Annotated in this window: 19 protein-coding genes; 16 read left to right on the top strand and 3 right to left on the bottom strand. The window is 57.7% G+C overall.

The window, feature by feature from the left end; genetic code table 11:
- The first annotated feature begins 568 nt into the window (after nucleotides 1–568).
- The 16 genes from GC165_15305 (at nucleotide 569) to ftsZ (ending at nucleotide 18702) form a co-directional block, all read left to right on the top strand.
- On the top strand, nucleotides 569–1105 hold the full coding sequence (locus GC165_15305) for a hypothetical protein (GenBank protein MBI1334237.1): 537 nt from the start codon (nucleotides 569–571) through the stop codon (nucleotides 1103–1105).
- The gene (rsmH, locus tag GC165_15300) at nucleotides 1102–2058 is read left to right on the top strand and encodes a 16S rRNA (cytosine(1402)-N(4))-methyltransferase RsmH (protein MBI1334236.1); all 957 of its coding nucleotides are present in this window, start codon (nucleotides 1102–1104) and stop codon (nucleotides 2056–2058) included. The genes GC165_15305 and rsmH overlap by 4 nt, the downstream gene beginning before the upstream one ends.
- On the top strand, nucleotides 2033–2398 hold the full coding sequence (locus tag GC165_15295) for a hypothetical protein (GenBank protein ID MBI1334235.1): 366 nt from the start codon (nucleotides 2033–2035) through the stop codon (nucleotides 2396–2398). Before rsmH ends, GC165_15295 begins: the two co-directional genes overlap by 26 nt.
- Complete coding sequence (locus tag GC165_15290; GenBank protein MBI1334234.1) at nucleotides 2320–4143, top strand: hypothetical protein; 1824 nt, start codon at nucleotides 2320–2322, stop codon at nucleotides 4141–4143. Before GC165_15295 ends, GC165_15290 begins: the two co-directional genes overlap by 79 nt.
- Complete coding sequence (locus GC165_15285) at nucleotides 4140–5600, top strand: UDP-N-acetylmuramoyl-L-alanyl-D-glutamate--2,6-diaminopimelate ligase (protein MBI1334233.1); 1461 nt, start codon at nucleotides 4140–4142, stop codon at nucleotides 5598–5600. Before GC165_15290 ends, GC165_15285 begins: the two co-directional genes overlap by 4 nt.
- Nucleotides 5590–6927, top strand: a complete 1338-nt coding sequence (murF, locus tag GC165_15280) for a UDP-N-acetylmuramoyl-tripeptide--D-alanyl-D-alanine ligase (GenBank protein MBI1334232.1) — start codon at nucleotides 5590–5592, stop codon at nucleotides 6925–6927. The genes GC165_15285 and murF overlap by 11 nt, the downstream gene beginning before the upstream one ends.
- Nucleotides 6924–7916 carry a hypothetical protein gene (locus tag GC165_15275; protein ID MBI1334231.1) on the top strand — a complete coding sequence of 331 codons (993 nt, stop codon included), beginning with the start codon at nucleotides 6924–6926 and terminating at the stop codon, nucleotides 7914–7916. Before murF ends, GC165_15275 begins: the two co-directional genes overlap by 4 nt.
- Before the next feature lie 274 nt (nucleotides 7917–8190).
- Nucleotides 8191–9627: a UDP-N-acetylmuramoyl-L-alanine--D-glutamate ligase gene (gene murD / locus GC165_15270; protein ID MBI1334230.1), complete on the top strand. Its 1437-nt coding sequence runs from the start codon at nucleotides 8191–8193 to the stop codon at nucleotides 9625–9627.
- On the top strand, nucleotides 9546–10850 hold the full coding sequence (locus GC165_15265) for a hypothetical protein (protein ID MBI1334229.1): 1305 nt from the start codon (nucleotides 9546–9548) through the stop codon (nucleotides 10848–10850). The genes murD and GC165_15265 overlap by 82 nt, the downstream gene beginning before the upstream one ends.
- Nucleotides 10660–11844 (top strand): hypothetical protein, encoded by a 1185-nt coding sequence (locus GC165_15260; GenBank protein MBI1334228.1) that lies wholly within the window; start codon nucleotides 10660–10662, stop codon nucleotides 11842–11844. The genes GC165_15265 and GC165_15260 overlap by 191 nt, the downstream gene beginning before the upstream one ends.
- Before the next feature lie 5 nt (nucleotides 11845–11849).
- Nucleotides 11850–14204 (top strand): UDP-N-acetylmuramate--L-alanine ligase, encoded by a 2355-nt coding sequence (gene murC / locus GC165_15255; protein ID MBI1334227.1) that lies wholly within the window; start codon nucleotides 11850–11852, stop codon nucleotides 14202–14204.
- Between the two features lie 259 nt (nucleotides 14205–14463).
- Nucleotides 14464–14979, top strand: a complete 516-nt coding sequence (locus tag GC165_15250) for a hypothetical protein (protein MBI1334226.1) — start codon at nucleotides 14464–14466, stop codon at nucleotides 14977–14979.
- The gene (locus GC165_15245) at nucleotides 14972–15727 is read left to right on the top strand and encodes a DUF881 domain-containing protein (GenBank protein ID MBI1334225.1); all 756 of its coding nucleotides are present in this window, start codon (nucleotides 14972–14974) and stop codon (nucleotides 15725–15727) included. Before GC165_15250 ends, GC165_15245 begins: the two co-directional genes overlap by 8 nt.
- Entirely contained in the window at nucleotides 15724–16158 is a 435-nt protein-coding gene (locus GC165_15240; GenBank protein ID MBI1334224.1) for a DUF1290 domain-containing protein, read from the top strand. The genes GC165_15245 and GC165_15240 overlap by 4 nt, the downstream gene beginning before the upstream one ends.
- A gap of 7 nt (nucleotides 16159–16165) precedes the next feature.
- Entirely contained in the window at nucleotides 16166–17374 is a 1209-nt protein-coding gene (gene ftsA, locus GC165_15235; protein MBI1334223.1) for a cell division protein FtsA, read from the top strand.
- An 86-nt stretch (nucleotides 17375–17460) separates the two neighbouring features.
- Nucleotides 17461–18702 (top strand): cell division protein FtsZ, encoded by a 1242-nt coding sequence (ftsZ, locus tag GC165_15230; protein ID MBI1334222.1) that lies wholly within the window; start codon nucleotides 17461–17463, stop codon nucleotides 18700–18702.
- Nucleotides 18703–18758: 56 nt separating this feature from the next.
- Here the strand turns inward: ftsZ and GC165_15225 are convergent, their stop codons facing one another.
- From GC165_15225 to GC165_15215, 3 genes are all read right to left on the bottom strand, one after another.
- A complete protein-coding gene (locus GC165_15225; GenBank protein MBI1334221.1) occupies nucleotides 18759–19634 on the bottom strand; it encodes a DUF1684 domain-containing protein in 876 nt (291 codons plus the stop codon).
- 272 nt (nucleotides 19635–19906) lie between these two features.
- Nucleotides 19907–20362: a response regulator gene (locus GC165_15220; GenBank protein ID MBI1334220.1), complete on the bottom strand. Its 456-nt coding sequence runs from the start codon at nucleotides 20360–20362 to the stop codon at nucleotides 19907–19909.
- Between the two features lie 5 nt (nucleotides 20363–20367).
- Nucleotides 20368–23124: a PAS domain S-box protein gene (locus tag GC165_15215; protein ID MBI1334219.1), complete on the bottom strand. Its 2757-nt coding sequence runs from the start codon at nucleotides 23122–23124 to the stop codon at nucleotides 20368–20370.
- Nucleotides 23125–23130: the final 6 nt, after the last annotated feature.

The raw sequence follows: 23130 nt of genomic DNA, 5'->3' as shown, positions 1-23130 counted from the left end.
GGAGCTGAATAGCTATGATTTGGACCCTCCTCGCAACCATATCAGTATTCGCAGCCGGCACCTTCTCGACGGGAGTTTTGATCAAACAGTCCCTGCGCGAAAGGCGGCACCTGCTGTAGATACTTTCGTCGTCGATATTCGGCTTCAAAGGACCGTTGGGCTATATGCCGGGCGGTCCTTTTGCATTTGTCGTGGGAATCTATGACATTTTGGGGAGAATTCCCACGTTTGACCGTCTCAGGTTCAAATTTCGGCACGTTTTGGCACGAGTGGGGCATTTGACAGAAATTGCTAATTCCATAATAGTAGACATAAATATACATAAATGTATCATTTATGACTAGACAAAATAGTCGAAGTTTTCTTAACGTGTAAGAAATTGAAATTTTGTGGGAAATTGGGGTTGTTCTGTGGGAGAAAGTCCCGTATAATCATCTCATTCAACTCTGGGATGGAGGTGGATTGAGAAGGCTGGGGTGCCAACTCAAGAATTACGGGCAGGTGGATGCATGGATGCAGACTCCCCTGCCCACAAAAGTCTTAAGAGGTAGACAGCGGCAGGTCCACAATGGCGGAAAAGATCAGAAAAGAGCCGGACCTGACATTGCAAGTCACTCGCCACGAACCGGTCCGCGTCGATGAAAAGGGCCGCATTACGCTCCAAAAGGAAATCCGCGATGCGCTCGGCACTGACGTGAAGTTGGTTTGCGACGCATCGAAGGTTATGAGGATTTATCCCGCGCAGGAGTTCGACGAGATCAGGGCCAAGGTTGAAAGCCGGTTCTCGAAAGACAACGTCAGCGCGAAGTACTACCTGAGCGCGGTCTACTCCCACGTTCGATTTGCCGAGATCGACAATGCGAATCGCCTGAACATTCCTGCCGATTTGCGAAAGCTGATGGGTATCGACATTAAAGACGAATGCGTGGTGATCGCCAGCGGGCGAGACTTCACGCTCATGTCGGGTTCGGCGTACAGCAATTTCATCGAGAGTCCGGTGGGCTTCATGGCTTCGCAACGACAAGACCTGGACACTCTCCGCAAGAAGGCTTTCGAAGAGGAAGAAGAACTCAGGAGGCTTGAGCGGTTGCTCTCGCCGGAGTGATGGGCGCGATCATGATGGAACCACGAACTTTTCCTCATGAGCCGGTCATGGTCCAAGAGGTCCTGCGCGCGCTCTCGCTAAAAGCGGGGGATTGCGTGGTGGATGGAACGCTCGGGCTCGGTGGCCACTCGCTTCACTTTATCGACGCCATTCGACCAGGTGGAACGCTGGTTGGTCTGGACTGGGATGAGTCGATGCTGGCGGTCGCGCGAGAGCGAATCGGCAGTCCGTCGGGCGTGACGGTTCACTTCATCCACTCTGACTTCAGGGAGATGAAGCTGGCTCTGCAGGAGTATTCGATCAAGCCAAATGGGATTTTGCTCGATTTGGGGTTGAATTCGGCGCAGATCGAAGATCCGACCCGGGGCATCACTTTTCGGCAAAACGGACCGCTCGATATGCGAATGGATCGCAGTCGGGGCGAGCCCGCAGCGGCTTTGTTGAATCGGCTTTCGCCGCAGGCGATCGAAGATGCGCTGATCGAATACGGGGACGAGCGATGGGCCCGAGCGATTGCGAAGAAGATCGTCGAGCGGCGGAAGGATCAGCCGTTGCGCTTCACCGACGATTTGGTGGAGTGCGTGCTGGCGGCAATTCCGGTCAAGGCGCGCGATAAGAGGATTCACCCGGCGACCCGCACATTTCAGGCGATCCGGGTCATGACGAACGCCGAACTGGACGGGCTGGCGGAGGCTCTGGACGATGCCGCGCGATGCCTGCAGCCAGGTGGCTGTCTCGCGGTGCTGAGTTACCACAGCGGCGAGGATCGAATCGTCAAGAACGTTTTCGCGAAGCTCGCGGAAGAAGGATTTACGCCCGGCGGCAAGAAGCCGCTGGTGCCGACCGAAGCTGAAGTCAGGCGCAACTCGCGCAGCCGCTCGGCCAAGCTCCGGTTCATTACAAAACCCAACGACAAGGATAGTCATCATGAACGCATCAGTAGCAATTCGTAGTAAGGGTCGATACCGAGAGGGTATCCGCGTCTCATCGCGCGCCAAATCTCAGGTTCTACCCATGACGGTTCAGGCCTCTGTGGTCTTCCTCGTGGTCTTTATTCTCGGGAACTTCGCTTTCTCGCTGACCGCGCACATTCTGGCCGAGGGCCAGCGGGCGCAGATCAAGTCGATGACGAAGCCTCTCGCGATGGCTCGGGAAGAAGATCGACAGATGAAGACGGCGCTGACCTCGGACAAGTCGCAGGAGTCCATTGCCGAATGGGCCGACCAGCGCGGCTTTGTTCGAAAATACGGGCCGATCGTGACCCAGCAAGAGACCCTTTTAGCGCAAAATTAAGTTTGCAGGAGAAACGGATGTCTCGACGCGCAAAAAAACTCTATTCGATCAATCCGGCGGTCCTTGGGATGGCCGGATTGTTCACTTTGGCGGGCCTGTCCCAGCTCAAACTCCAGGGATTGGAAGCGGAGCACACGACGGAATTGGCCGACAAGGTGAACAAGTATTTTGTGGAGAAGATCGACCACGCCAAGCGTGGTTCGATTTACTGTCGAGACCTCTTACCCTTGGCCACCGACGCGAACGCATGGGTGCTGACGATCAATTTTGCCAAGATTCCGAGGGTGCCGGCTTTCGGCATTGCAATGTCGGAAGCCACGGGCATTCCTGCGCACGAGTTCGAAGATCGCGACAAGGGAACACGCACCTGGCCGGATGAACTGACGCCGGACCAAAAGAAGCGAGTCTTGGCGATCAAGAAGGATTGGTCTGCGGACGGCGTTTCGGTGGATTCGGCGCAGGATCGCACGTATCCGCTGGGGCAATACGCCAGTGCGCTGGTCGGATTTCAGCGCATGGTGCCAGGCGACGACAAGAAAGCGATTCGAGTTGGCTTGGAATCGAGCTTGAACGAGTTTTTGCAAGGCGAGGACGGGCGTCAGCGCGGCCTGCAGGACAACAACGGCGACTTTCTGCCGCTTCGCTCTTATGAGCCGGACAAGATTCGCAAGGACGGATCGAAGATCGTGACGACGATCGACCCGAACATTCAGACTGCGGCGGCGGTCGCAATTCGGAAGGCGGTCGAGGAAGACAAGGCCGACGACGGAGTGGCGATCGTGGTTTCGCCGACCTCGGGCGAGATTTTGGCGATGGCGAGCTGGCCATGCCCCGACCCGAACCAGGACGTGAGCTCTAAGTGGGACGGCAAGAATCCGGCCTACAAGGAAGTTTTGGAGCCTGGTTCGACATTTAAGATTTTGACTCTGGCTAAGGCGTACAACGACGGACTGGTGCATGCGAACGACCACTTCTTCTGTGCGGGCGCGTATTCGATCAACTCAAAATCGACGATTCACTGCGACCAAACGCACGGCGCGCATGGCAATGTGGACCCGGTGAAGGCGATCGCGGAAAGCTGTAACATCGCGGCGGCGCAATGGGCGCTGAAGATCGGCCAAAAGAACTTCTACCAGTACATGAAGGACATGGGGCTGTGCGAGAAGACGAGCTTGCAACTTTCGGGCGAGGTGAACAACCAAATCAACCCGGATAAGTGGGCAGTGCGCTTGCAGACGGCCACTTGGGGCTTCGGGCAGTCGATGAATGTGACGCCGATCACGCTGGCGCGGGCCTTCTGCACGATTGCAAACGGCGGCTACAAGATTCCGCTAAAGCTGGTGAAGTCGATCGATGGTGTGGAGCCGAAGGAGCAGTTTGAGCCGAAGCGCGTGCTTTCGAAAGATTCTTGCGACTATCTGCTTCAGTGCATGTCGGCGGTCATGAAGATGGGCACCGGTAAGGCGCTGCAGATTTCGGGCTACGACCTAGGCGGCAAGACGGGCACGGCGCAGAAGATGAAGGGCGGTAAGACGGTCGGGCACGTTTCGAACTTTGTGGGCATGATTCCGGCAAAGAACCCAGAAGCGGTCGTCTTGGTCATGGTCAATAACCCGAAGGGCGCGAAATACTACGGCGCCGAAGTGGCGGGACCGGTGTTCAAGGACGTGGCGCAGTCGGTCATCAAGAATTTGAGGATTCCTGCGACCGAGGAAATCAGTCAAACTACAGCTAAGACTCCATGAGGCTTAGCGAGCTTTGCTCCTTATCGGGAATCACGAACTACGTCGTCCACGGAGACGCGGAAGTTCGGCGGCTGGTGATGGATTCCCGCAAGATTCAGCCTGGCGACCTTTTCGTCGCGATGCCCTCTTCGAATACGGATGCCCATAGGTTCATCGCGGGGGCTCTGAAGGCGGGCGCGGTGGGCGCCGTCGTTCACAAATCGGATGCCCTGATCGAGTGTCGGGGGGCAGCGGGTCTGTTCTTGGACGACTACGAGAATAACTTGTGGCGGCTATGCAAGACGCTTTATGGGAACCCTTCGGGGGCGATGAAGCTGGTCGGGGTGACCGGCACCAACGGGAAGACGACGACGGCTTGGATCTTGCGAGATATGCTGACGGCGCTCGGGCTTCGTTCGGGGTATCTGGGAACGCTGGGATTGCAATATCCGGGCCTGACGATGGAACTGCCGAACACCACTCCGTTCGTGGTCGATCTCTATAACTATATGGCAGACGCGCGAGACGCAGGGGTGGAGGCGATGGCCATCGAAGTGTCGTCGCACGCGCTGGCGCAGAAGCGAGTGGAGGGGTTGGAATTCGATGTCGCGGTCTTTACCAACTTGACCCAAGACCATCTGGATTTTCACGGAAACCTTTCGTCTTACGAGCGAGCCAAGTGGCGTCTTTTCTCCGATTTTGAGCCGCCAGTTGGATGCTTTAACGTTGATGACCCGGTCGGGGCGCGATGGGCGTCGGAGTTCTCGGGCCGCGCTTTGAGATCGAGTCTTGAGGCAGGAAGCGAAGCCGAATTGCGCGGAAACCCAATCGAAGTCTCGTTAACGGGAATCGAACTCGAATTAACCTTTGGAGGAGCAGCCCGAACCGCTGTCTCGCGCCTCGCCGGAGGCTACAACGTCTCCAACCTCTTGTCGGCATCCTCGGCGTTATTGGGGCTGGGATTCTCCTTGGACCAGGTGGTCGGAGCGATCCCGTCGGCGACGCCGGTGCCGGGGCGATTCGAGTCGATTGTGAACACCCGAGGCATCGGAGTGATCGTCGATTATGCTCATACACCAGACGCATTGGAGAAGCTTTTGGATGCGGCAAGACCGTTGACGCGAAATCGGATCATCACGGTGTTTGGTTGTGGAGGCGACCGAGACGCGACCAAGCGTCCGATCATGGCGCGGGCGGCGGCCGAGCGGTCCGACCTGACAGTGGTGACGAGCGACAACCCGAGGACAGAGGATCCGAAAATGATCTTGGAAGAAGTTGCGGCGGGAATCCCATCCGGCAAGGAATCCGTCCGTATAGAGGACCGCAAAGAGGCGATTCATTTTGCAATACATCGGGCGACGGCGGGAGACACCGTTGTGATCGCCGGTAAGGGACATGAGGATTACCAAATCATTGGCAGGGAGAAGATTCATTTGGACGACCGCGAGACGGCTCGGGAGGCGCTAAGTGAACCATAGCCTCGCCGACATTGCGCGGCGATGCGGCGGGCAACTGGTGGGCGACGACATGACGCTAACCGGGTTTGCCACCGACAACCGTGAGATCAAGCCGCGGAACCTTTTCATCGCGATCAAGGGCGAGCGGGTGGACGGCCACGATTTCGTGCCATCGGCGCTGGCGGCGGGAGCGGTGGCGGTGCTGTGCGAGCGACCGATCCACGGACGATATATCCTGGTGCCGAACGTGGTGGAAGCGCTGGCGAAGATGGCGCGCTCGTTTCGAGCCGAGTTCCACGGTCCCGTGATCGGGATTACGGGGAGCGCGGGAAAGACGACGACCAAGGAGTTCGCCGCATCGGCTTGCGCTTGTTTGGGGCCGGTGTTGAAAACGCATGGGAATCGCAACTCCGAGTTTACAGGTCCGCTGTTGTGGCCGGAACTGACACCGGAGACGAAGGTCGTGGTGACGGAGATGGGGATGCGCGGGTTTGGTCAGATCGCGCATTTGGCCTCGTTCAATCGGCCGACGATCGGCGTGGTTACGAACGTGGGCTACTCGCACGTGGAGTTGGTGGGATCGCGAGAGGGGATTGCGACGGCGAAAGCAGAGATGCTGGCAGCGCTCTCGCCGGACGGCGTGGCGATTCTTTTCTCCGAAGACGAATATTTGGGCAATTTGATCGCGGTGGCAGGCAACCGTCGGATTCGGACCTTTGGGTTTGGCGGAAACGCGGACTGCCAGGTGACTTCGTATGAAGCTTTGAACTGGACTTCGGCAAAGGTTGAGGGCGTGCTCGACGGCAAAAAATGGTCGCTGACGATGCCGACGGTAGGTCGGCATTTGGCAACGAACGTCGCGGCGGCGTTGCTGGCGGCGGTGGAAGCTGGGGCGGAGATCGAGGCGGCGTGCCGCGGCATTGAGACGGCGACCTTGCCGCCGTTGCGCATGGAGATTCGCGACTTTCAGGGGGCGACTTTGGTGATGGACAACTACAACTCGAACCCGCCAGCGGTCTTGGCAGCGCTCCAGGCCTTGGAAGAGGTTCCGAGCGAGGGTAAGCGGGTGGCGGTTTTAGGCACGATGCGCGAATTGGGATTGGAGAGCGAAGAGGGCCACCGTTCGATTGGGCGACGATTGTCGAAGTCGAAGGTGGATCAGATCTTCGTTTTCGGGGACGAGACGGAGTTCATCGAGCAGGAGTATTTGAAGCGTGGAGGGGATTCGGGGCGGTTCGAGCGGCTTTCATCGCTGGATGAGTTGAAGTCGAAGTTGAGTTGGGCTGGGCCGGGCGACACGATTTTGGTGAAGGGAAGTCGGGCGCTGGAAATGGAGAAGGCATTTTGATTTTAGAACTCTCGACCGACTGCCTGACGTCGTTTTGGACAGCATTTGGGATCAGCGCGGTGACGTCGTTTCCGATCATGAAGTTGTTGGTCGCGATGAAGTCGCGCCAGACGGTGTCTCAGCATGCGCCGGACACGCACCAAGTCAAGCAGGGAACGCCGACGATGGGTGGCTTGATCATTTTGGCTGGCGTGTTGGGGGCGTTGCCGTTTGCACATATGTCGACGTCGGTTTGGCCGATGTACCTGCTGATCTTGCTATTCGCTCTGATCGGGTTTGTGGACGATTTTGTGGTTCCGCGGATGATGGCGGGGAAGCGTGGCTTGGGTTGGAAGCAGAAGATCGTGATGCAATTGGTGTTTGCAATCATTCCGCTGGCGATGGCGGGCTACACGTCGCCGTTGCCGTTAGCATACGGGACGTTCATGATTCTGTTTTTTGCCAATGCGTATAACTTCAGCGATGGGTTGGACGGTTTGGCTGGGACGCTGTTGCTGGGCTTGCTCGTGGGGATGTTCGGCATGACCGCGGTGAGCGGCCAGGAAGCGGGGTACTCGAACACGGCGATTTTTGTGTTCTTGGGGGCGATTCTGCCGTTTCTGTACTGGAATGCGCCCAAGGCGAAGGTCTTTATGGGCGACGTCGGGTCGCTCCCGATTGGGGCGTTTTTGGGCGGATTTTGGTTTTTGGCGGCGCCGAGGTTGCCGCAGTTCGCGGAGTTCGGCCACACGCTCCAGCCTACTCAGCACAGCATGACGTTTTACGTGGCGTTGGGCATCTGGTCGTTAATGATGGTGGCCGAGCTTGTTCCGGTGCCGTTGCAGATCGGGTCGGTGAAGTTGTTTAAACGGAAGATTTTTCCGTACACGCCGATCCATCACGCGTTTGAGAAAGCGGGGTGGCCGGAGACGCGAGTGGTGTTCGTTTTTGCGATCTGCCAATTGGTTTGTTCGATGTTGGCGATCACGTTGGTCGCGTGGTTTCGATGAGCGTTTGCGGAGCGGACAAAGCGGGTTTTGCTTTGGAAGCTATTGGTGGAGCGGCGCTAAGCGCCGGGTCGTCCCGATATTCGGGACTCCTTGGACTGTTGCAGATTCGGATCTATCCAGGGGTCTTCGACACCCTGGCTACCAGATGTGACCCTACGTGTCAGTTGGTAGGACAAGTGATGGAGGAGGGGTTCATAGGTGACTTTGGCCACTTCCCACGAAGAGGAGGACTTGCGGATTTTGTGGCCATTTCCGCAAAGCAGGCTTTGCCCCGATTCACTTCGTTCATTGCCCTCGCTTTGCTCGGCGGGGTCCAAGGACTGGTTCGAAGCGTCCCGAGGATCGGGAAGCACTCCCAAAGAAGTGGAAATGTCTTGGAGTTTGTGAGCACGTGAGCGTCGCGATTTTTGGCTTGGGGCGGAGCGGGTTGGCGGTGGCCGAGGCGTTGCAGGCTCTGGGCAAAGAGGCGGTAGTTTACGACGAGACTCCGAGAGAGCGGATTGCGAAGCCCGAGCTGATCGAATTGGCCGAGAAGACGGGGGCGAGGTTGGTGTTGGGCGAGCCGTTTCCCCTCAATCTTGACACTGACTATGTGGTGGTGAACCCGGCGATCGACCATCGGCATGCGGCTCTGCAGTCACTTTCGCAAAGCGGAACCGAAGTGATCAGCGAGGTCGAGTTTGCCTACCGAATCTCGAAAGCGCCGGTCATCGCGATCACGGGAACGAATGGCAAGAGCACGACGACGGCGATGACGGTCGTGGCGTTGCGGGCGGCAGGGAAGGACGCGATTCTATGCGGCAATATCTTCGGGTCGGGGCTGGACGAACAGCCGTTGACGAGCGCGGCGCTCCACTCGACCGAGGATCAGATTTTGGTGGCGGAGGTCTCTTCGTTTCAGCTTGAGTGGATTCCGACGTTTCGCCCCCGAGCGGCCGCGATTGTGTCGCTTTCGCCCGACCACTTGGACCGGTACGACTCGTTCGAGCAGTACGTCGAGACGAAGTACAAGATTTTTCGTAACCAGATGCCGAGCGATGTCGCGGTGACCACGGACGACAACCAGTCGTTCGAGTCACTGGCAAGGCGGAAGCGGATTTTGCCGGACGAGTGTCGGGATTCGGTGCCCTACGGGGCGTTTATCGCAGGATCGGGCGAGATTCCAGCTTCGGAGTTTCGCATTTTGGGCAGGCACAATCTGGTCAATATCTCAATTGCCCTGACGCTGGCGAGGCCGTTCTTGGACGACGCGGAGATGGAACTTGCTATTCGGGCGCTGAAGGAGTTTCCGGGGCTTGCGAACCGAATGGAATTCGTGGCGGAAAAGGGTGGGATTCGGTTCATCAACAATTCGATGTGCACCAATCCGGCGGCGGTTCGGGCTTCGCTGGAGTCGATCGACGTTCCGGTGCGCGTGCTGGCGGGCGGAGTGAACAAGGATTTGAGCTTTGCGAACCTGCGTGAGTTCTTCGCCGAACGTCCCGGCGGGGTGTACCTATTTGGTCGGGATGCCGAACAAATTAACCGCGAACTGGGTGGGAATTACCCCGTTTGGTGTACCATGAAAGAGGCGTTTGACGCCGCAACGAATGAAGCCAAGGATGGTGAAATCGTCATGCTCGCACCAGGATGCGCGAGCATGGACCAATTCCGAGACTTCCGACACCGTGGCGACGTCTTTCGTACATACGTCATGGATTGGACGGCATGAGAAGCGAACGGATTCAAACGAAGTCGGCAGACACCAGTCTGTTTTGGCTAGCCCTGGCATCGAGCATTTTGGGGCTCGTGTTCATTCTGGACTCGGGCTATGTGCAGAGTATGCGCATTGGCCAAGGGCTTTTGCCGCGACCCTTCTTGATGCAAGCGATCATGCTTGGCGTGGGCGTCGGTGCGTTCTTCCTGGTCCGTCGTGCTAACCCGCAAAAGCTATCGAAACGAGCTTTGGTTTGGATGGGCGTGGCCTTTTTGGGTTTGATCCTTGTCGAGGTCGTTGGTGTGTCGAAGAACGGCGCGAAGCGATGGCTCGGAACGGACACGATCAACCTCCAGCCGGCGGAATTTATGAAGGTCGGCGCGATTTTGTACCTGTCGTATGCGCTGGCGCGCAAGAAGGCGTGGCAGGCGACGTGGGAGAAGCGCAAGCGGGAACGAGGCTGGGTGAACCAAGTTTTGGTTCCGAAGCTGGAGCGCCTGTGGCCCGCGTTCGTGATTCTGCTGGCGGTGGCGTTGGTCGAACACGAAAAGGACCTTGGCACGGCGAGCGTGATTTTGGCGACGTCGATCGCGATGTTCTTCTCGGCTCCGGTGACTTGGAAATCGGTCACGACGATCGGTCTGATTCTGATTTTGGGATTGGTCGGGTTTGTATGGAAAGAACCTTATCGGCTTGAGCGATTTACCGTTCACCCGCATCGGTGGGAGCGCGAATACATCAACGACGAGACGTACCAAACGACGCAGAGCGAGCTGGCGATGGTCAGCGGCAAGCTGGTGGGCGTCGGCTTTGGAAGCGGACGCGCGAAGTACATGCTTCCGGCGACGACGAGCGACTTCATCATGGCGACGGTCGGCGAGGAATGCGGCTTTTGGGGTCCGGCGGTCTGCCTGGCGCTGATCGGCGGAATCTGCTTCAAGCTGTTGCAGAACGCGAAGCAGCAAAAGGACCGATTTAGGGCGCTGTTCCTCACGGGGACGGCGTGGTGGCTCGGCATTCAGGCTTGTACCAACCTGATGATGGCGAATGCGACGTTGCCGGCGATCGGCATTCCGTTCCCGTTCATCTCGGCGGGCGGATCGAGTTTGGTGGCGCTTTGGATCGCCATTGGACTGTGCGACCGGCTTTCGAGCGCGCCGGAACCCAGCAAGGAGGTTGTCGTTGAGGGTCATCGTCACGGGTGGCGGAACCGGCGGACACGTCTATCCGGCACTTGAGGTCGCGTCCATCGCTCAGGAGGAGGCCGATCTTGTGTATTTCGGCTCGAATCGGGGGATGGAGGGCGAAGCATGCGGGAAGCGTGGGTTTCTATTCAAGGGTTTCGACTCGGTTCCGGTTTACAGCTATAAGTCGCTTGCGGGCCTAAAGGCGTTGGCGCAGATTTTGAAGGCGTCGCTGGAGGCCAAGAAGGCGATGGCGGCGATGAAACCGGACATTGTTTTTTCGACGGGCGGCTACAGCTCCGCGCCGGTGATGCGGGCAGCGAAGGCACTTGGGGTTCCGTTGGCGATTCATGCTTGCGACACGATTCCGGGTCGGTCGTTGCGGATGTTTGTTGACTACGCGAAGGTCGTGACATCGACCTTCGAGGCTACGGGCGAGATTTTGGGCCGGAACGTGGTGCGGACCGGACATCCGATTCGACGCGAACTGCGCGAGGCGGTGGCTCGGCGGCAACCGGTCGAGAACCTGGTGCTGGTGGTCGGTGGATCGGGCGGAGCGAAATTCCTGAACGAAGTAGTGCCAAAGGCGACGCGGCTGCTGCCGGACATCCAAGTCGTTCACTCGACGGGGAGGTCGCAGTACGAGGAGTTTAAGAATTCGACGCTGGGGCTAGAGGATCGGTACGATTTGAAGCCGTATCTGGAGGCGGAGGAGATGGCGAAGGCGTATCGGACTTCGACGCTGGCCATCGGGCGAAGCGGGAGTACGGTGAGCGAGTTTGCGATGGCGCGATTGCCGTCGATCCTGATTCCGCTTCCAACCTCGGCGGACAACCACCAGCATCGGAACGCGCAAGAGTTTACGGAAATGCGGGCGGCGTCGCTCGTGGAGCAAGGGACCTGTACGCCGGAATCGTTGGCGGAAGAGATCGCGGCGTGGTTGAAAGACGAGACAAGGCGGGACAAGGCGGCCCAAGCTCTGTCAGAATGGGATATACCAGACGCAACTTATCGAATTTGGTCTGCGGTTAAGAAGGCGGCACAATAGGTTTCATGCGGAGGCGAACCGAAATCGAATCATCGTTTTCTCCGACCGAGTCGCTCGCTCCATGTCGAGCGTTCTTTTTGGTGGGGATCGGCGGCGCGGGAATGAGCGCGCTAGCCCGGATGCTGTCGCATCGTGGCTATGCGGTGGCGGGCACGGACGCGGTGGCCTCCCAGGAGACGGCGCGATTGATCGAAGAGGGGCACGACGTTTCCATCGGCCACTCGGGTTTGCCGGTTTTTGCTTTTGCCCAACGTGACGAAAAGGTGGCGTTGGTGGTGACCGATGCGGTCGATATCGAGCATTCGCCTGAGGTGGCAGAGGCTCGGAAGCTGGGCTTGCCCGTCGTGCGACGGTCTCAGGCTTTGGGTTGGCTGTTACGCCCGTACAAGGTGATTGCCGTGACCGGCACACACGGCAAGACGACGACGACAGGAATGCTTGGCGCGGGATTGATCGCGGCCGGGGTTGACCCGCTGGTGGTTGTCGGAGCGCCGGTGATCGACTGGAATGGGCCCGTGCGGGAAGGCAACGGAGTGTATGCGATCGTCGAGGCCTGTGAGGCTTACGAGGCGTACAACGATATCGACCCGTACATCGTCGTGCTGACGAATTTGGAACCCGACCACTTGGACTACCACGGAAGCTACGAGAGCCTGCGCGATAGCATGGTGAAGTTCGTGAGCAAGATTCCGCCGAGCGGGGGCCTGGTGTATTGCGCGGATGACCGCGGTGCGGCGGAAGTGGCGGAACTGACGGATGTGCGGTGTATGCCGTACGGCCTCAGCGATACGTGGCTCCAGCAGATTTCGAACAAGTTCGAGATGGGCATCGACGCAAAAAACACGGACGCAGGGAAGGCTCTGAGTCTGAATTTGCCGGGCGATCATAACCGCATGAACGCGACGGGGGCGTTGGCGGCGGCCTCGCTGCTGAACAACGATGAGACCATCGCCGACCTCGGAATGGTCGAGATGGGGATTGCGCGGTTTAACGGCGCGGAGCGGCGGTTACAGGTTTTGCTGGATGGTCCGATCACGGTGGTGGACGACTATGCGCATCACCCGTCGGAGATCACGGCGTCGATCAAGGCTTTGAAGCAGAAGTTTCCGGGGCGGAGGATCGTGGTGGCGTTTCAGCCGCACCTTTACTCGCGGACCCTAGAGCATTTGAAGGATTTTCCGAAGTCGCTGGATGAGGCGGACTTCGTGTTCATCACCGACATCTATCCGGCGCGGGAAGCGCCGATTCCTGGCGTCAGCAGTGTTCGAATCGCTGAGCGGCTGACGAAGCCAATGAGATACGTGCCGTCTCGGTACCTGTTGCCGAGAGTGGTGAGGGCCATAATTAAGACCGGGGACGTGGTGTGCGGCATGGGTGCCGGGAACATCCACGAATTTGCGCCGGACCTGATTCGAGAGATCGAGCGGGACATTCGACCGAAGAAGTCGGTAGCGGTGATCTACGGTGGCGATAGTAGCGAGCGCGAGGTCTCGATCCTCAGTGGGAACTGCATCGCGAAGGCTTTGGAGAAGGCGGGATTCGAGGTCGAGACGTACGATGTGACGAATCTTCTGCTTCGCAAAGGCGCTTTGCTGGAGTTTACGGGATCGATTCGGCCCGATGTGGCGTTCCTGGCAGTACACGGCACGCACGCGGAGGACGGTGCGATTCAGGGTCTGTTCGAACTCCTTCACATTCCGTACACGGGTTCAAACATTCTTTCTAGCGCGCTGGCGATGGATAAGGACCGGACCAAGCAGATTTTGAGCGCCGCGGGAGTGCGGGTTCCGCAAGGTCAGTTGGTGTTTTCTGCGGATGAGCCGGTGACGATTTCCGCTCCGGCGGTAGTGAAGCCCAACAAAGAGGGAAGCACGGTTGGACTCTCCTTTGCGCACACTGAAGAGGAACTGCGAAAGGGCGTGGTGAAAGCGCTGCAGTATCCGGGCGGCGTCCTCATCGAAGAGTGGGTGCAGGGAACCGAGATTTCGGTGCCGGTGCTGTGTGGCGAGGCTCTGCCGGTGGTGGAGATCAGCCCGAAGGACGGCGGCTATGACTTTGCGAACAAGTACACGGTGGGCGCGACGGAGGAGATCATTCCGGCGCGGCTGTCGGATGCGATTTTGAAGGAAGCTCAGCGCATCGCCTTGCTGGCGCATCACACGTTGGGATGCACCGGGGCGACCCGAACCGACATCATCGTGCGGGACGACGAGTTGTTCGTCCTGGAAGTGAACACCCTGCCGGGGATGACGACGACCTCGCTCTTGCCGAATTCGGCCCAGGCGGCGGGCATTTCGTTCGAAGCCCTGTGCACCAAGATCGTGGAGGATGCGTTGGCGCGCGATGGACAAAAAGTCTAAGCCCGTTCAACCTAGTCCCAAACCTCGGCTCAGAGCTCGACCACGCGCCCGACGACGGATCAACTGGGGTCCGGTTTTGCTCGTCGCGCTCGGCGTAAACGTCTTTCTCGCTTGCTTTAACTCAAAAATTACGGCGATTCGGTCTCTCAATCTCGATGGGGTGCGGCAGTCGGAGCGGCAACGCTTGGCCCGCATTACGGAAGCGATCAAGGGCCAACCGGCTCTGAAAGTCGATCCGCGTTTCGTCGAGAACTTCTTCATGAACGAGTCGCGCGTCAAGAGCGCGGATTTCCGGCGGAACATCTTTGGGGTTGCGAGGCTGATGCTGGAATACCGGGAACCCGTGGCGGCGATCGTGGGTTCGAAGAGTACGTATCTGGATAGTACGGGGGTGGTCTTCACCGATCCGGAAGAAAAGGGCACCTTTCCTCAAATTCGATTGGAACCTAAGATACGTGTGTCGGTGGTGGCGCTTTCCGGCGTCATAAACTATAAGAGCGTCGCTCGCTTGGCGGATTTGGTTCACCAACAGTTGGCAGACATCGAGGACAAAGAAAATCCGATTGAAATCGAGGTCCAAGAGACTGGTGGCTTGTGCTTAAATATGAATAACGGAACCGTTGATCTTGGCACCAGCGAGCAACTGCCGGAAAAGATCGAAAAATTGAAGCAGATTCTGCAAACTAAACCTGACTTATTTGAGGTCAATAGTTCCCTCAACCTGATGGTTCCCGAGAACCCGCAGGTTGTTTCGAGAAAGAAAGAAAATGGTTAATCCCTTTACAAAAATCAGCAGCAACGACAAATGGGTTCTTCCCGTCAGCGCTCTGTCGGGGATTCTTGGATTTATGCTTGTTGGGGCGTGGCTGACGAAAGAGACGCGTAATTCACGCTACATGTACCTTACAGGTGATCAGAGATCGAGAGTCGCTGAAAATGTCATCGATCTGGTCAAGTACCAACAACTCCAATCAGAAGTCGATACGCTTCGCAAGAAGGAGACGACCTTGGAAAAGGCGATCTCGGATAACAGCAAGGGGTCCAAAGCCTTAAACGACCAATTGCAGGACGCGAAAGTGATGGCGGGCCTGACCGAATTGGAAGGTCCGGGCGTCAAAGTCACGTTGAGAGACAATACGAAGGCGGGACCGATGCCGCAGGATGCGGATCTGATTCACGATATCGATGTGCTCCGAGTGACGAATGAACTGTTTTCGGCGGGAGCCGAGGCGATCTCGGTCAACGGCCAGCGGTTGGTCGCGACGAGTAGCGTGCGCTGTGCGGGCCCCACGATTTTGGTCGACGATGTGAAGGTCACGTCGCCGTTCGTGATTCTGGCGATCGGCAACCAAACGGTTCTGTATAACAGCTTTACGATGACGGGCGGCATGATGGCCGAGCTTGCGAGCGCGAGCCCGACGATGGTCGCCATTTCGAAGGAGGATTCGCTCCGCATCCCGGCCTACCTCGGCGTTTCCACCATGAAGTTCGGTGTGGTTCCGAAGGAGCAGCCGAAGCAGTGATTCTCGTCCCGATCATCTTCATGGTCATCGGAGCCGTGATCGCGCTGGCGTTCCGGGTGCGGGTCGACGGTATTGCCGCGCAGTACCTGGCGGTAGCGTGCGTGGCGGGATTCGACACCGTGCTGGGTGGCCTTCGGTCGGCCCACGAAAACAAGTTTCAAACCGACGTGTTCCTGACGGGATTCTTCACGAACACGATTATCGCGTTCGCCATCGCTTGGCTGGGCGACCAGATCGGCATCAACCTGTACCTGGTCGTGACGCTGGTGATGGGAATGCGCATCTTCAACAACCTGAGCATTATCCGCCGGTACGTCCTGCAAAACTACATAGACATGATGTCGAGAATCAAACGCAAGAAGCTAGAAGAAGCCAGCCAAAAAGAAAACTCCCAATCCGGTAACCTGACGACCGCAGAGGGTGTAGAGTAATCAGGCGATGGTAACGGTTGTCGAAATAGGTTCCACGAAGGTCGTGGCGATGGCCTCGTCGATGGGGGACGGCGGCAAACTCGATGTCAACGGCCTGGTGGTGGTTGACTGCCACGGCATGAGAAAAGGGGCGATCGTCGAACTCGACGCGGTCTCTCGGGCGGTCGATACGGCCCTGCGACACCTGGCCCACGACCTCGGTCGCGACGAGGTCAACGAAGTTTCTCTGGTCATTTCCGGTCCTCAGCTTGAGGGCTCGACCGTGCAAGGCTTTAAGCCGATCATCCCGAAGAACCGGGCGATTACGAACCAAGACGTGATGGAGGTTGTGAAGCACAGCCAGACGGGCATCTTTCCTCCGGACCGGGTTCAGATTCAGGCGATCCCACGCGAATTTCGGGTGGACGAGGTGCGGAGCACGTCGAAGCCGGTCGGTATGAACGCAGGCAAACTCGAGGTCATCAGCTACCTGGTGACGGGCCTGACCAGCCACGTGAATAATTTTGATCAAGCGGTGAAGCTTTCGGGTCGGGAGATCGACCAGATGGTATTCGGTCCTTTGGCTTCGGGCCTGGGCGTGCTGTCGCAGACCGAGCTCGAGAAGGGCGCGGTGGCGGTGGACATCGGAGCGACCAAGACGGATTTGGCGATTTTCGTAAACGGCGCATTGGCGTCGGCGGTGTGCATCCCGGTTGGAGGCAACAACGTGACCAACGACCTTTGTCAGTTGCTGAACTGCGATGCCGACGAGGCCGAGCGGCTGAAGATCGACTACGGCGTGGCGATTTCGGCAGGCGTAAGCGAGAAGGAAGCGATCGAGGTTCATCAGCTTGGGCATCCGGTCGCGCGTCCGATGCAGAGAAAGGTTTTGTGCGAGATCATCGAGAGCCGCATGCGCGAGGTGGCAAAGCTCATTCGCCAGCATGTGGAAAAGTCCGGCTACGGCGGGGTCTTGGAAGGCGGCTTGGTGCTGACGGGTGGCGGCTCGATGTTGCCAAAGACTCAGGAGCTTTTTGCCGAGGCGATGAACGGCATGCCGGTTCGGGTGAGCGAGCCGCGCATCAAGAATGGCCGAGATCATGTCGGTTTGGCGGCGGCAGTCGGCGCAACCAGCTTTATTCTGCAGACCTCGGATGAGTTGAGCCCGATTTCGGGCGGCGAGAGTTGGCAGGACCGCGTGAAAGGTCTCTGGTCAATGTTGAGTGGGAAAAACTAGGGTTTTCCACACATTTCCCCAGGTTTTCCACATCTGAAACTTGCTAGAATGAGGAATTGTTCCTGCTTTGTAGGAACGTTTGGGTGATGAGTGTGACTGGAAACGCTGTAATCAAAGTAGTTGGTGTTGGCGGCGGGGGCGGAAACGCCGTCGAGCGAATGATCGAAAGCGGCATCAAGGGTGTCGATTTCATTACGATGAACACGGATGTTCAGGTTCTCGACCTGAGCAACGCGCCGAAAAAGGTTCAACTGGGTACGAATTCGACCCGTGGTCTTGGCGCGGGAGGCAATCCCGAAGTCGGCCGAACCGCGGCCGAAGAGAGCAAAGGCGACATTCGCAAGGCTCTGGATGGCGCCGATATGGTTTTCATCACCGCCGGTATGGGCGGTGGTACGGGCACGGGCGCTGCTCCGATCGTGGCGGAGATCGCTCAGGAATTGGGCGCGCTGACGGTTGGTGTGGTGACTCGTCCGTTCCGATTCGAAGGTCCGAAGCGAGACCGCCTGGCCGAGCAAGGCGTCAATTCGCTGATGGGCAAATGCGACACCATCATCACGATTCCCAACGATAAGCTTTTGAACGTGGTCGAGAAGAAGACGACGCTGAGCGAGGCGTTCCGCGTGGCGGACGATGTGCTTCGACAGGGCGTGCAAGGTATCTCGGACATCATTACGATTCCCGGTCAGATCAACGTCGACTTTGCCGACGTGCGAGCGATCATGAAGGACGCCGGTCCGGCCCTGATGGGCATCGGCTACGGCGTTGGTGAGCGACGCGCACTTCAGGCGGCCCAGGGCGCGACCTCGTCGCCACTCCTTGAGCAGACGATCAACGGCGCGAAGGGCCTGCTGGTCAACATCACGAGCAGCGACGACCTGACGCTGGCGGAGACGAGCGAGGCAATGGAGTACATCCAGTCTCTATGCGACCAGGACGAAGTCAACATCATCTTCGGTACGGTTTTGGATTCTACGCTGGATACCACGGTCCGAATCACGGTTCTGGCGACGGACTTCAACCCGTTCTCGCCGGGCACGGCGGTGGTCAACGCTCCGGCGGCAGCCAAGCCGGTCGAAGAGCAACCAGCGGCGCCGGTGGTTCCGACCCGCTTGACGGTGAACACGGACAAGCCCACCGGCCCTGTGACGCAAGTGACCTCGACAGTGGAGCCTGAGCTTCCCAATGCGGTGACGAGCGCCGATGTGGTAGCGGCGGCCAAGGAAAGAATGTTCGAGCGCAAGCAGCAAGAAGCGGCCGATCTGTTCGATGAAACCGACCTCGATATTCCGGCGTTCATCCGCGAACACCGAAACCGACAGAGCTAGGCTACTTCGGCTTACTGAAAAATCCCCTGGGGTCACCCACCCAGGGGATTTTTTTGTCAGTGCGTCGGGTGGTGTATGAGTTCGCCGGCTTCGATGGGGACATCGAGAATGTTCGACTTGGGCGGGAGCGGGCAAGTGGCATAGGACGTGAAAGCGCAGGGCGGGTTGACGGCGCGGTTGAAGTCGAGGGTCACTTTGCCGTCTTTGGGCGGACCACTGTAGAGGAAGCGCCCGGCGTCATAGGTTTGCTTGCCGCTGGTGGCGTCGCGGAAGTTGAAGAAGAGTATTTCGCCGCCTTCATCGATGGCATCGAGGCGGACGGTCTTGCCGTGCATGGGAAATTCGACGTAGCCGGAGACTTTTGCCGGCGATGAGTCGCCAAGGACGTTGAGAATCGACACCGTCTTGGCGGGTGTATACGGGACGAACTTCGCCTCAATCTTGAATTCAGGCTTGACGGGATACCATTTGCGGCCCTTGAATTCCTTGACGGCTTTGCATTGTGAATCGAAGAGGCGGACGCCGACTCTTTCGCCGCGGACGATGATCTTGAAGGTGACGGGGCCGACGGACACTGTGCTGGTGTCCTGGTCGTTGTCGGACTTCAGATCGAAGGTCGAGCCGGTTTTGCCGTCGACTTTCACATCGGCACCGTCGGCGACTTTGAGCGTGACCTTCTTGCCGGTACGGGTGAGGGTGCCGACCTGGGCGAGGGGCGAAGCGTAGTGGGGAAGCGTGACGGCTTCGTCGGCTTTGGTTCCGAGAGAGTTGTCGCCTTCTTGGAGCCAGAATAGTCCAGCGACCGAGAGCCAACCTTCGGGGGTGAGCAGTTGGGCGTTGGCATCGTGACGCCACTTCTCGATTTCGGCTTTGTAGTCTTTGGGGTTGCTCATGGCTAGGATCAGCGCAGTGGAATAGGCAATCAAACTCATATTGTCACTTTACCAAAGTGGGTTCATGTCCATTGCTTTGGGTGGGCCAATGCGTTTTCCTTGAGAAGTCATGGTGTCGCTTAGCGGCTCTTAACCTCAGAACCTCTGATTACAGATTCAGTAGTTTGCCCTAAGCCTCGGCAGTGAGGTAGCACTCCTGGGTTTTCTCGCCCAATGACCCACCCACAAGACGCCCACTTTCCAATCCCGCGAGACATGTCTCGCCCCGATTCCGCTTCGCATCATTTCCCTCGCTGACCTCAACTAGTTGATCAGCTATCGCTCGTGGCGTGGCGCGGCAACTTGACGACGCCGATCCAGAATTCGTCGATAGTCTTCACGACGGTGATGAAGTCCTGAACCTGGACGGGTTTGGTGATGTAGCAGTTGACGTGGAGCTTGTAGCTCTCTAGGATGTCCTGTTCGGCGGACGAGGTGGTCATGATGATGACGGGGATGGTCATCAGGTCCGGGCTGTTCTTGATGTGGGAGAGGACTTCGCGGCCATCGATGCCGGGCATGTTGAGGTCGAGGAGGATGATGTCGGGACGAGGGGCCTCGGCAAACTCCCCTTCGTGGTGCAAGAACTGTAAGGCTCGCTCGCCGTCAGGCACATGCCAGATACGATTGGCAAGCTTGCCGAGCTCAAAAGCCTTTTGCACCAATTTGGCGTCGCCAGGATTGTCTTCGACCAGAAGGATATCGATCACTTGTCCGCTGTAGCTCATTCGTGCTAGGTCCCTTTTTTGAGGGTGAAGTAGAACCTCGCTCCCCCGGTTTTCTCTTTATCGAGCCAAAGCTTGCCGCCGTGGCGCTCGACAATTTTACGGCAAATCGAGAGTCCAATTCCATTGCCCGGATATTTGTCTCGAGCATGGAGACGTTGGAAAATCAGGAAGATTTTCTCCTCGTGCTTGGGGTCGATGCCAATGCCGTTGTCTTCGATCCAGAATCGGTACTCGTCTCCATCCGTGTCTTCCACTCCAACATGAACCTGAGGCGGCTGATCGGCTCGGAATTTGATAGAGTTACCGACGAGATTTTGGAGAAGACGGGTGAGACTGGTGCGATCTCCCATGACCGTAGGAAGGGGGCTGTGGGTGACGGTTGCGCCGGACTCTGCCACAGCGATCTTGAGATTCTGCACGGCGTCCTGAAGGGCTAACTCCATCGATGTTGATTCGAGGGCGAGATTTTGCCGACCCACCCGTGAGAAATCGAGGAGGCCGTCGATGAGGCTTCTCATCCGCATGCCACCATCGACGGCATAGCGGATGTATTCCCGTGCGTCGGGGGTGAGTTGGTCGTCGAACTCAATTTCGAGGAGGCCAAGGAAGCTACAAACCATACGGAGCGGCTCTTGGAGGTCATGGGAGGCGACGTATGCGAACTGTTCCAGTTCCTGGTTTGAGTGCTGAAGCTTCTGGGCCTGAAGGGACATTTGGGCCTGGGAACGCTTGAACTCCGTGATGTCCCGTGCAATCGTTGCAATGTACGGCGGCTCGCCGTCCTTATTGGGCAGGAAGAAGATGACCTGGGACACGGGAATTCGGCTTCCATCTTGGCGCATGAATTCGGACTCGCCAGTCCAGATGCCGTGCTCCAGAATAGCGGGAACAACGATATTTCGGGCTCGATCGATGGCTGCCTCCGTCATGAACTGGGTGACGTCCTGCCCAACGAAGTCGAAGTCGTCGGCATAACCCAGCATGCGATTGCCTCCCAAATTCTGGTAAACGATTCGTTCGTTGGAATCGATGAAACCGATCAGGTCCGGCGACTGGGAAACGATGGCGAGCAGGCGCTCCGTGGCATCTTCGGCCTCGCGGCGCTTAGTGATGTCCTGGATGATGCCCATGTAGCCGTTCATTTCGCCGCTCTCGTCGCGCAACGCAGAGACGGCAAGCAGGCCTGGGAAGCGGGTACCGTCCTTTCGGATGTAGGTCCACTCGAATTCTTGATCGATGCCAGACTCAGCCAGTTCGGTGAATCCGGCCACGTCGGCTTGTACTGGGTGGCCAAGGGCTTTGGAAAGGTCCGACGCACGTTCGGCCAATGTAGTGGGATCGGTCAGGCGAGGTGGGCCTTTGACGCCGACAAACTCCTCGGCTGTGTAGCCTAGAATCCTTTCGGCACCTTTATTGAAGACGGTGACCGCACCTTCCAAGTTGACGCAGATGATGCCGTAGTGCGACGCGTTAAGAACGGCGTCTTGGAGCGCAAGGGTTTCTTGAAGTTGGCGTTCGGTGGCGATCTTTTGCGTGACGTCGCGGCCGATTGCGTATATCATTTCCCGCTCGGGGAGGGGAACCGAGTGCCACTCTATCGATCGGAAAGAGCCGTCCTTGTGCTTGAAGCGAAGAATGATTTCTACGGTTGCGCCCTCTTCGATTTGACGACGACCGTTTTGGAGAGCGTAGTCAAGCTCGTCGGGATGGACGAGTTCGGGCCAAGGGATTTTCAGAACTTCTTCTGGGGTGTACCCAAGTACCGTCGACCAGCTCGGGCTCGCGAACTTGAAATAAGCGTCGTAGCCGACCCAACAGAGGAGATCGCGCGAGGCATTGTCGAAAGCCATTTGGTCGTCGAGGGCTCGCCTCAACTCAAATATTTGGGATATTTGGGCGCTGAGAACTTCGGCGAGGTCGACGACAAATACGGTGTCGGCAACCTTTTCCCGCGTTGCGAACTCGATAATGGCAAAAACCTCGTTGTGGACCAGGATTGGGATGCTGATGGTGGCAGTTAGACCAGTCGCAACAAGCTGTTCGAATCGGAGGAGAGCGTCGTCGGCAAAGAGGTCCGGTACAAAGACAACTTTCTTGGTGGCCAGCGCTCGACCTGGGGTTCCGACATTCGGTTCGACTTCGATTCCTTTGGTGACTTCGATGAGTTCGCGATAGTTTTCGGAGTTGTCGAGACAGTACCAGATATCGGTGGATTTGAGGGGACCGCTTGGCTTTTCCCTCAAGAAAACGTGGCCGACCTGCCACTGAAAGTAATGGCCAATTTGCGACATTACTGTCCAGAGGAAGGCGATATGGTCTCCTGCCTCGGCCGAGATCGTAGCGATGTTGTGGATAAGACGCTCTCGGGCCAGTGATTTACGTATGTCGCTAATATCCTTTGCCACGACGGAGTAGCCGACATGAGATTTGCCCTCGTCATAGAGGGGGGACACCGAGAACTCAATCCAGTAGGTAGAGCCATCTGGACGGTGGCGGTGACTCTGTTCCTCGTATCGCCCCTTCGAGAGGGCGAAGGAAAGAATCTCTTCCGGCTTATCCGGTGTCGTGTCGAGGGTCTGGCAGAGCAGGGCAAACGGCTGACCAACGGCCTCGTTCCGCTTCAGGCCAAGAAGGCATTCGGCCCCCCGATTCCAGGTTAGGATTTCGCCATCGACACCGAGTGCAAAAATCGCGTAGTCTTCGGTGTTGCTAACCTGGAGGCTCGTGATCTCCGCTTCAGACGGGCGAGGGCTTTGCGACATAGTCTT

Source organism: Armatimonadota bacterium (genome assembly GCA_016125185.1).
Lineage (GTDB): Bacteria > Armatimonadota > Fimbriimonadia > Fimbriimonadales > Fimbriimonadaceae > Fimbriimonas.
This window is presented reverse-complemented; position numbering and strand designations above follow the sequence as displayed.

What these genes read in the sequence shown, in the direction of transcription:
- GC165_15305 (MBI1334237.1), top strand. Translation starts at nt 569, where the DNA reads ATGGCGGAAAAGATCAGAAAAGAGCCGGACCTGACATTGCAAGTCACT.
- GC165_15295 (MBI1334235.1), top strand. Translation starts at nt 2,033, where the DNA reads ATGAACGCATCAGTAGCAATTCGTAGTAAGGGTCGATACCGAGAGGGT.
- GC165_15290 (MBI1334234.1), top strand. Translation starts at nt 2,320, where the DNA reads ATGGGCCGACCAGCGCGGCTTTGTTCGAAAATACGGGCCGATCGTGAC.
- GC165_15285 (MBI1334233.1), top strand. Translation starts at nt 4,140, where the DNA reads ATGAGGCTTAGCGAGCTTTGCTCCTTATCGGGAATCACGAACTACGTC.
- GC165_15265 (MBI1334229.1), top strand. Translation starts at nt 9,546, where the DNA reads ATGCGCGAGCATGGACCAATTCCGAGACTTCCGACACCGTGGCGACGT.
- GC165_15260 (MBI1334228.1), top strand. Translation starts at nt 10,660, where the DNA reads ATGCGACGTTGCCGGCGATCGGCATTCCGTTCCCGTTCATCTCGGCGG.
- murC (MBI1334227.1), top strand. Translation starts at nt 11,850, where the DNA reads ATGCGGAGGCGAACCGAAATCGAATCATCGTTTTCTCCGACCGAGTCG.
- GC165_15250 (MBI1334226.1), top strand. Translation starts at nt 14,464, where the DNA reads ATGAACGAGTCGCGCGTCAAGAGCGCGGATTTCCGGCGGAACATCTTT.
- GC165_15245 (MBI1334225.1), top strand. Translation starts at nt 14,972, where the DNA reads ATGGTTAATCCCTTTACAAAAATCAGCAGCAACGACAAATGGGTTCTT.
- ftsA (MBI1334223.1), top strand. Translation starts at nt 16,166, where the DNA reads ATGGTAACGGTTGTCGAAATAGGTTCCACGAAGGTCGTGGCGATGGCC.
- ftsZ (MBI1334222.1), top strand. Translation starts at nt 17,461, where the DNA reads ATGAGTGTGACTGGAAACGCTGTAATCAAAGTAGTTGGTGTTGGCGGC.
- GC165_15225 (MBI1334221.1), bottom strand. Translation starts at nt 19,634, where the DNA reads ATGAGTTTGATTGCCTATTCCACTGCGCTGATCCTAGCCATGAGCAAC.
- GC165_15220 (MBI1334220.1), bottom strand. Translation starts at nt 20,362, where the DNA reads ATGAGCTACAGCGGACAAGTGATCGATATCCTTCTGGTCGAAGACAAT.
- GC165_15215 (MBI1334219.1), bottom strand. Translation starts at nt 23,124, where the DNA reads ATGTCGCAAAGCCCTCGCCCGTCTGAAGCGGAGATCACGAGCCTCCAG.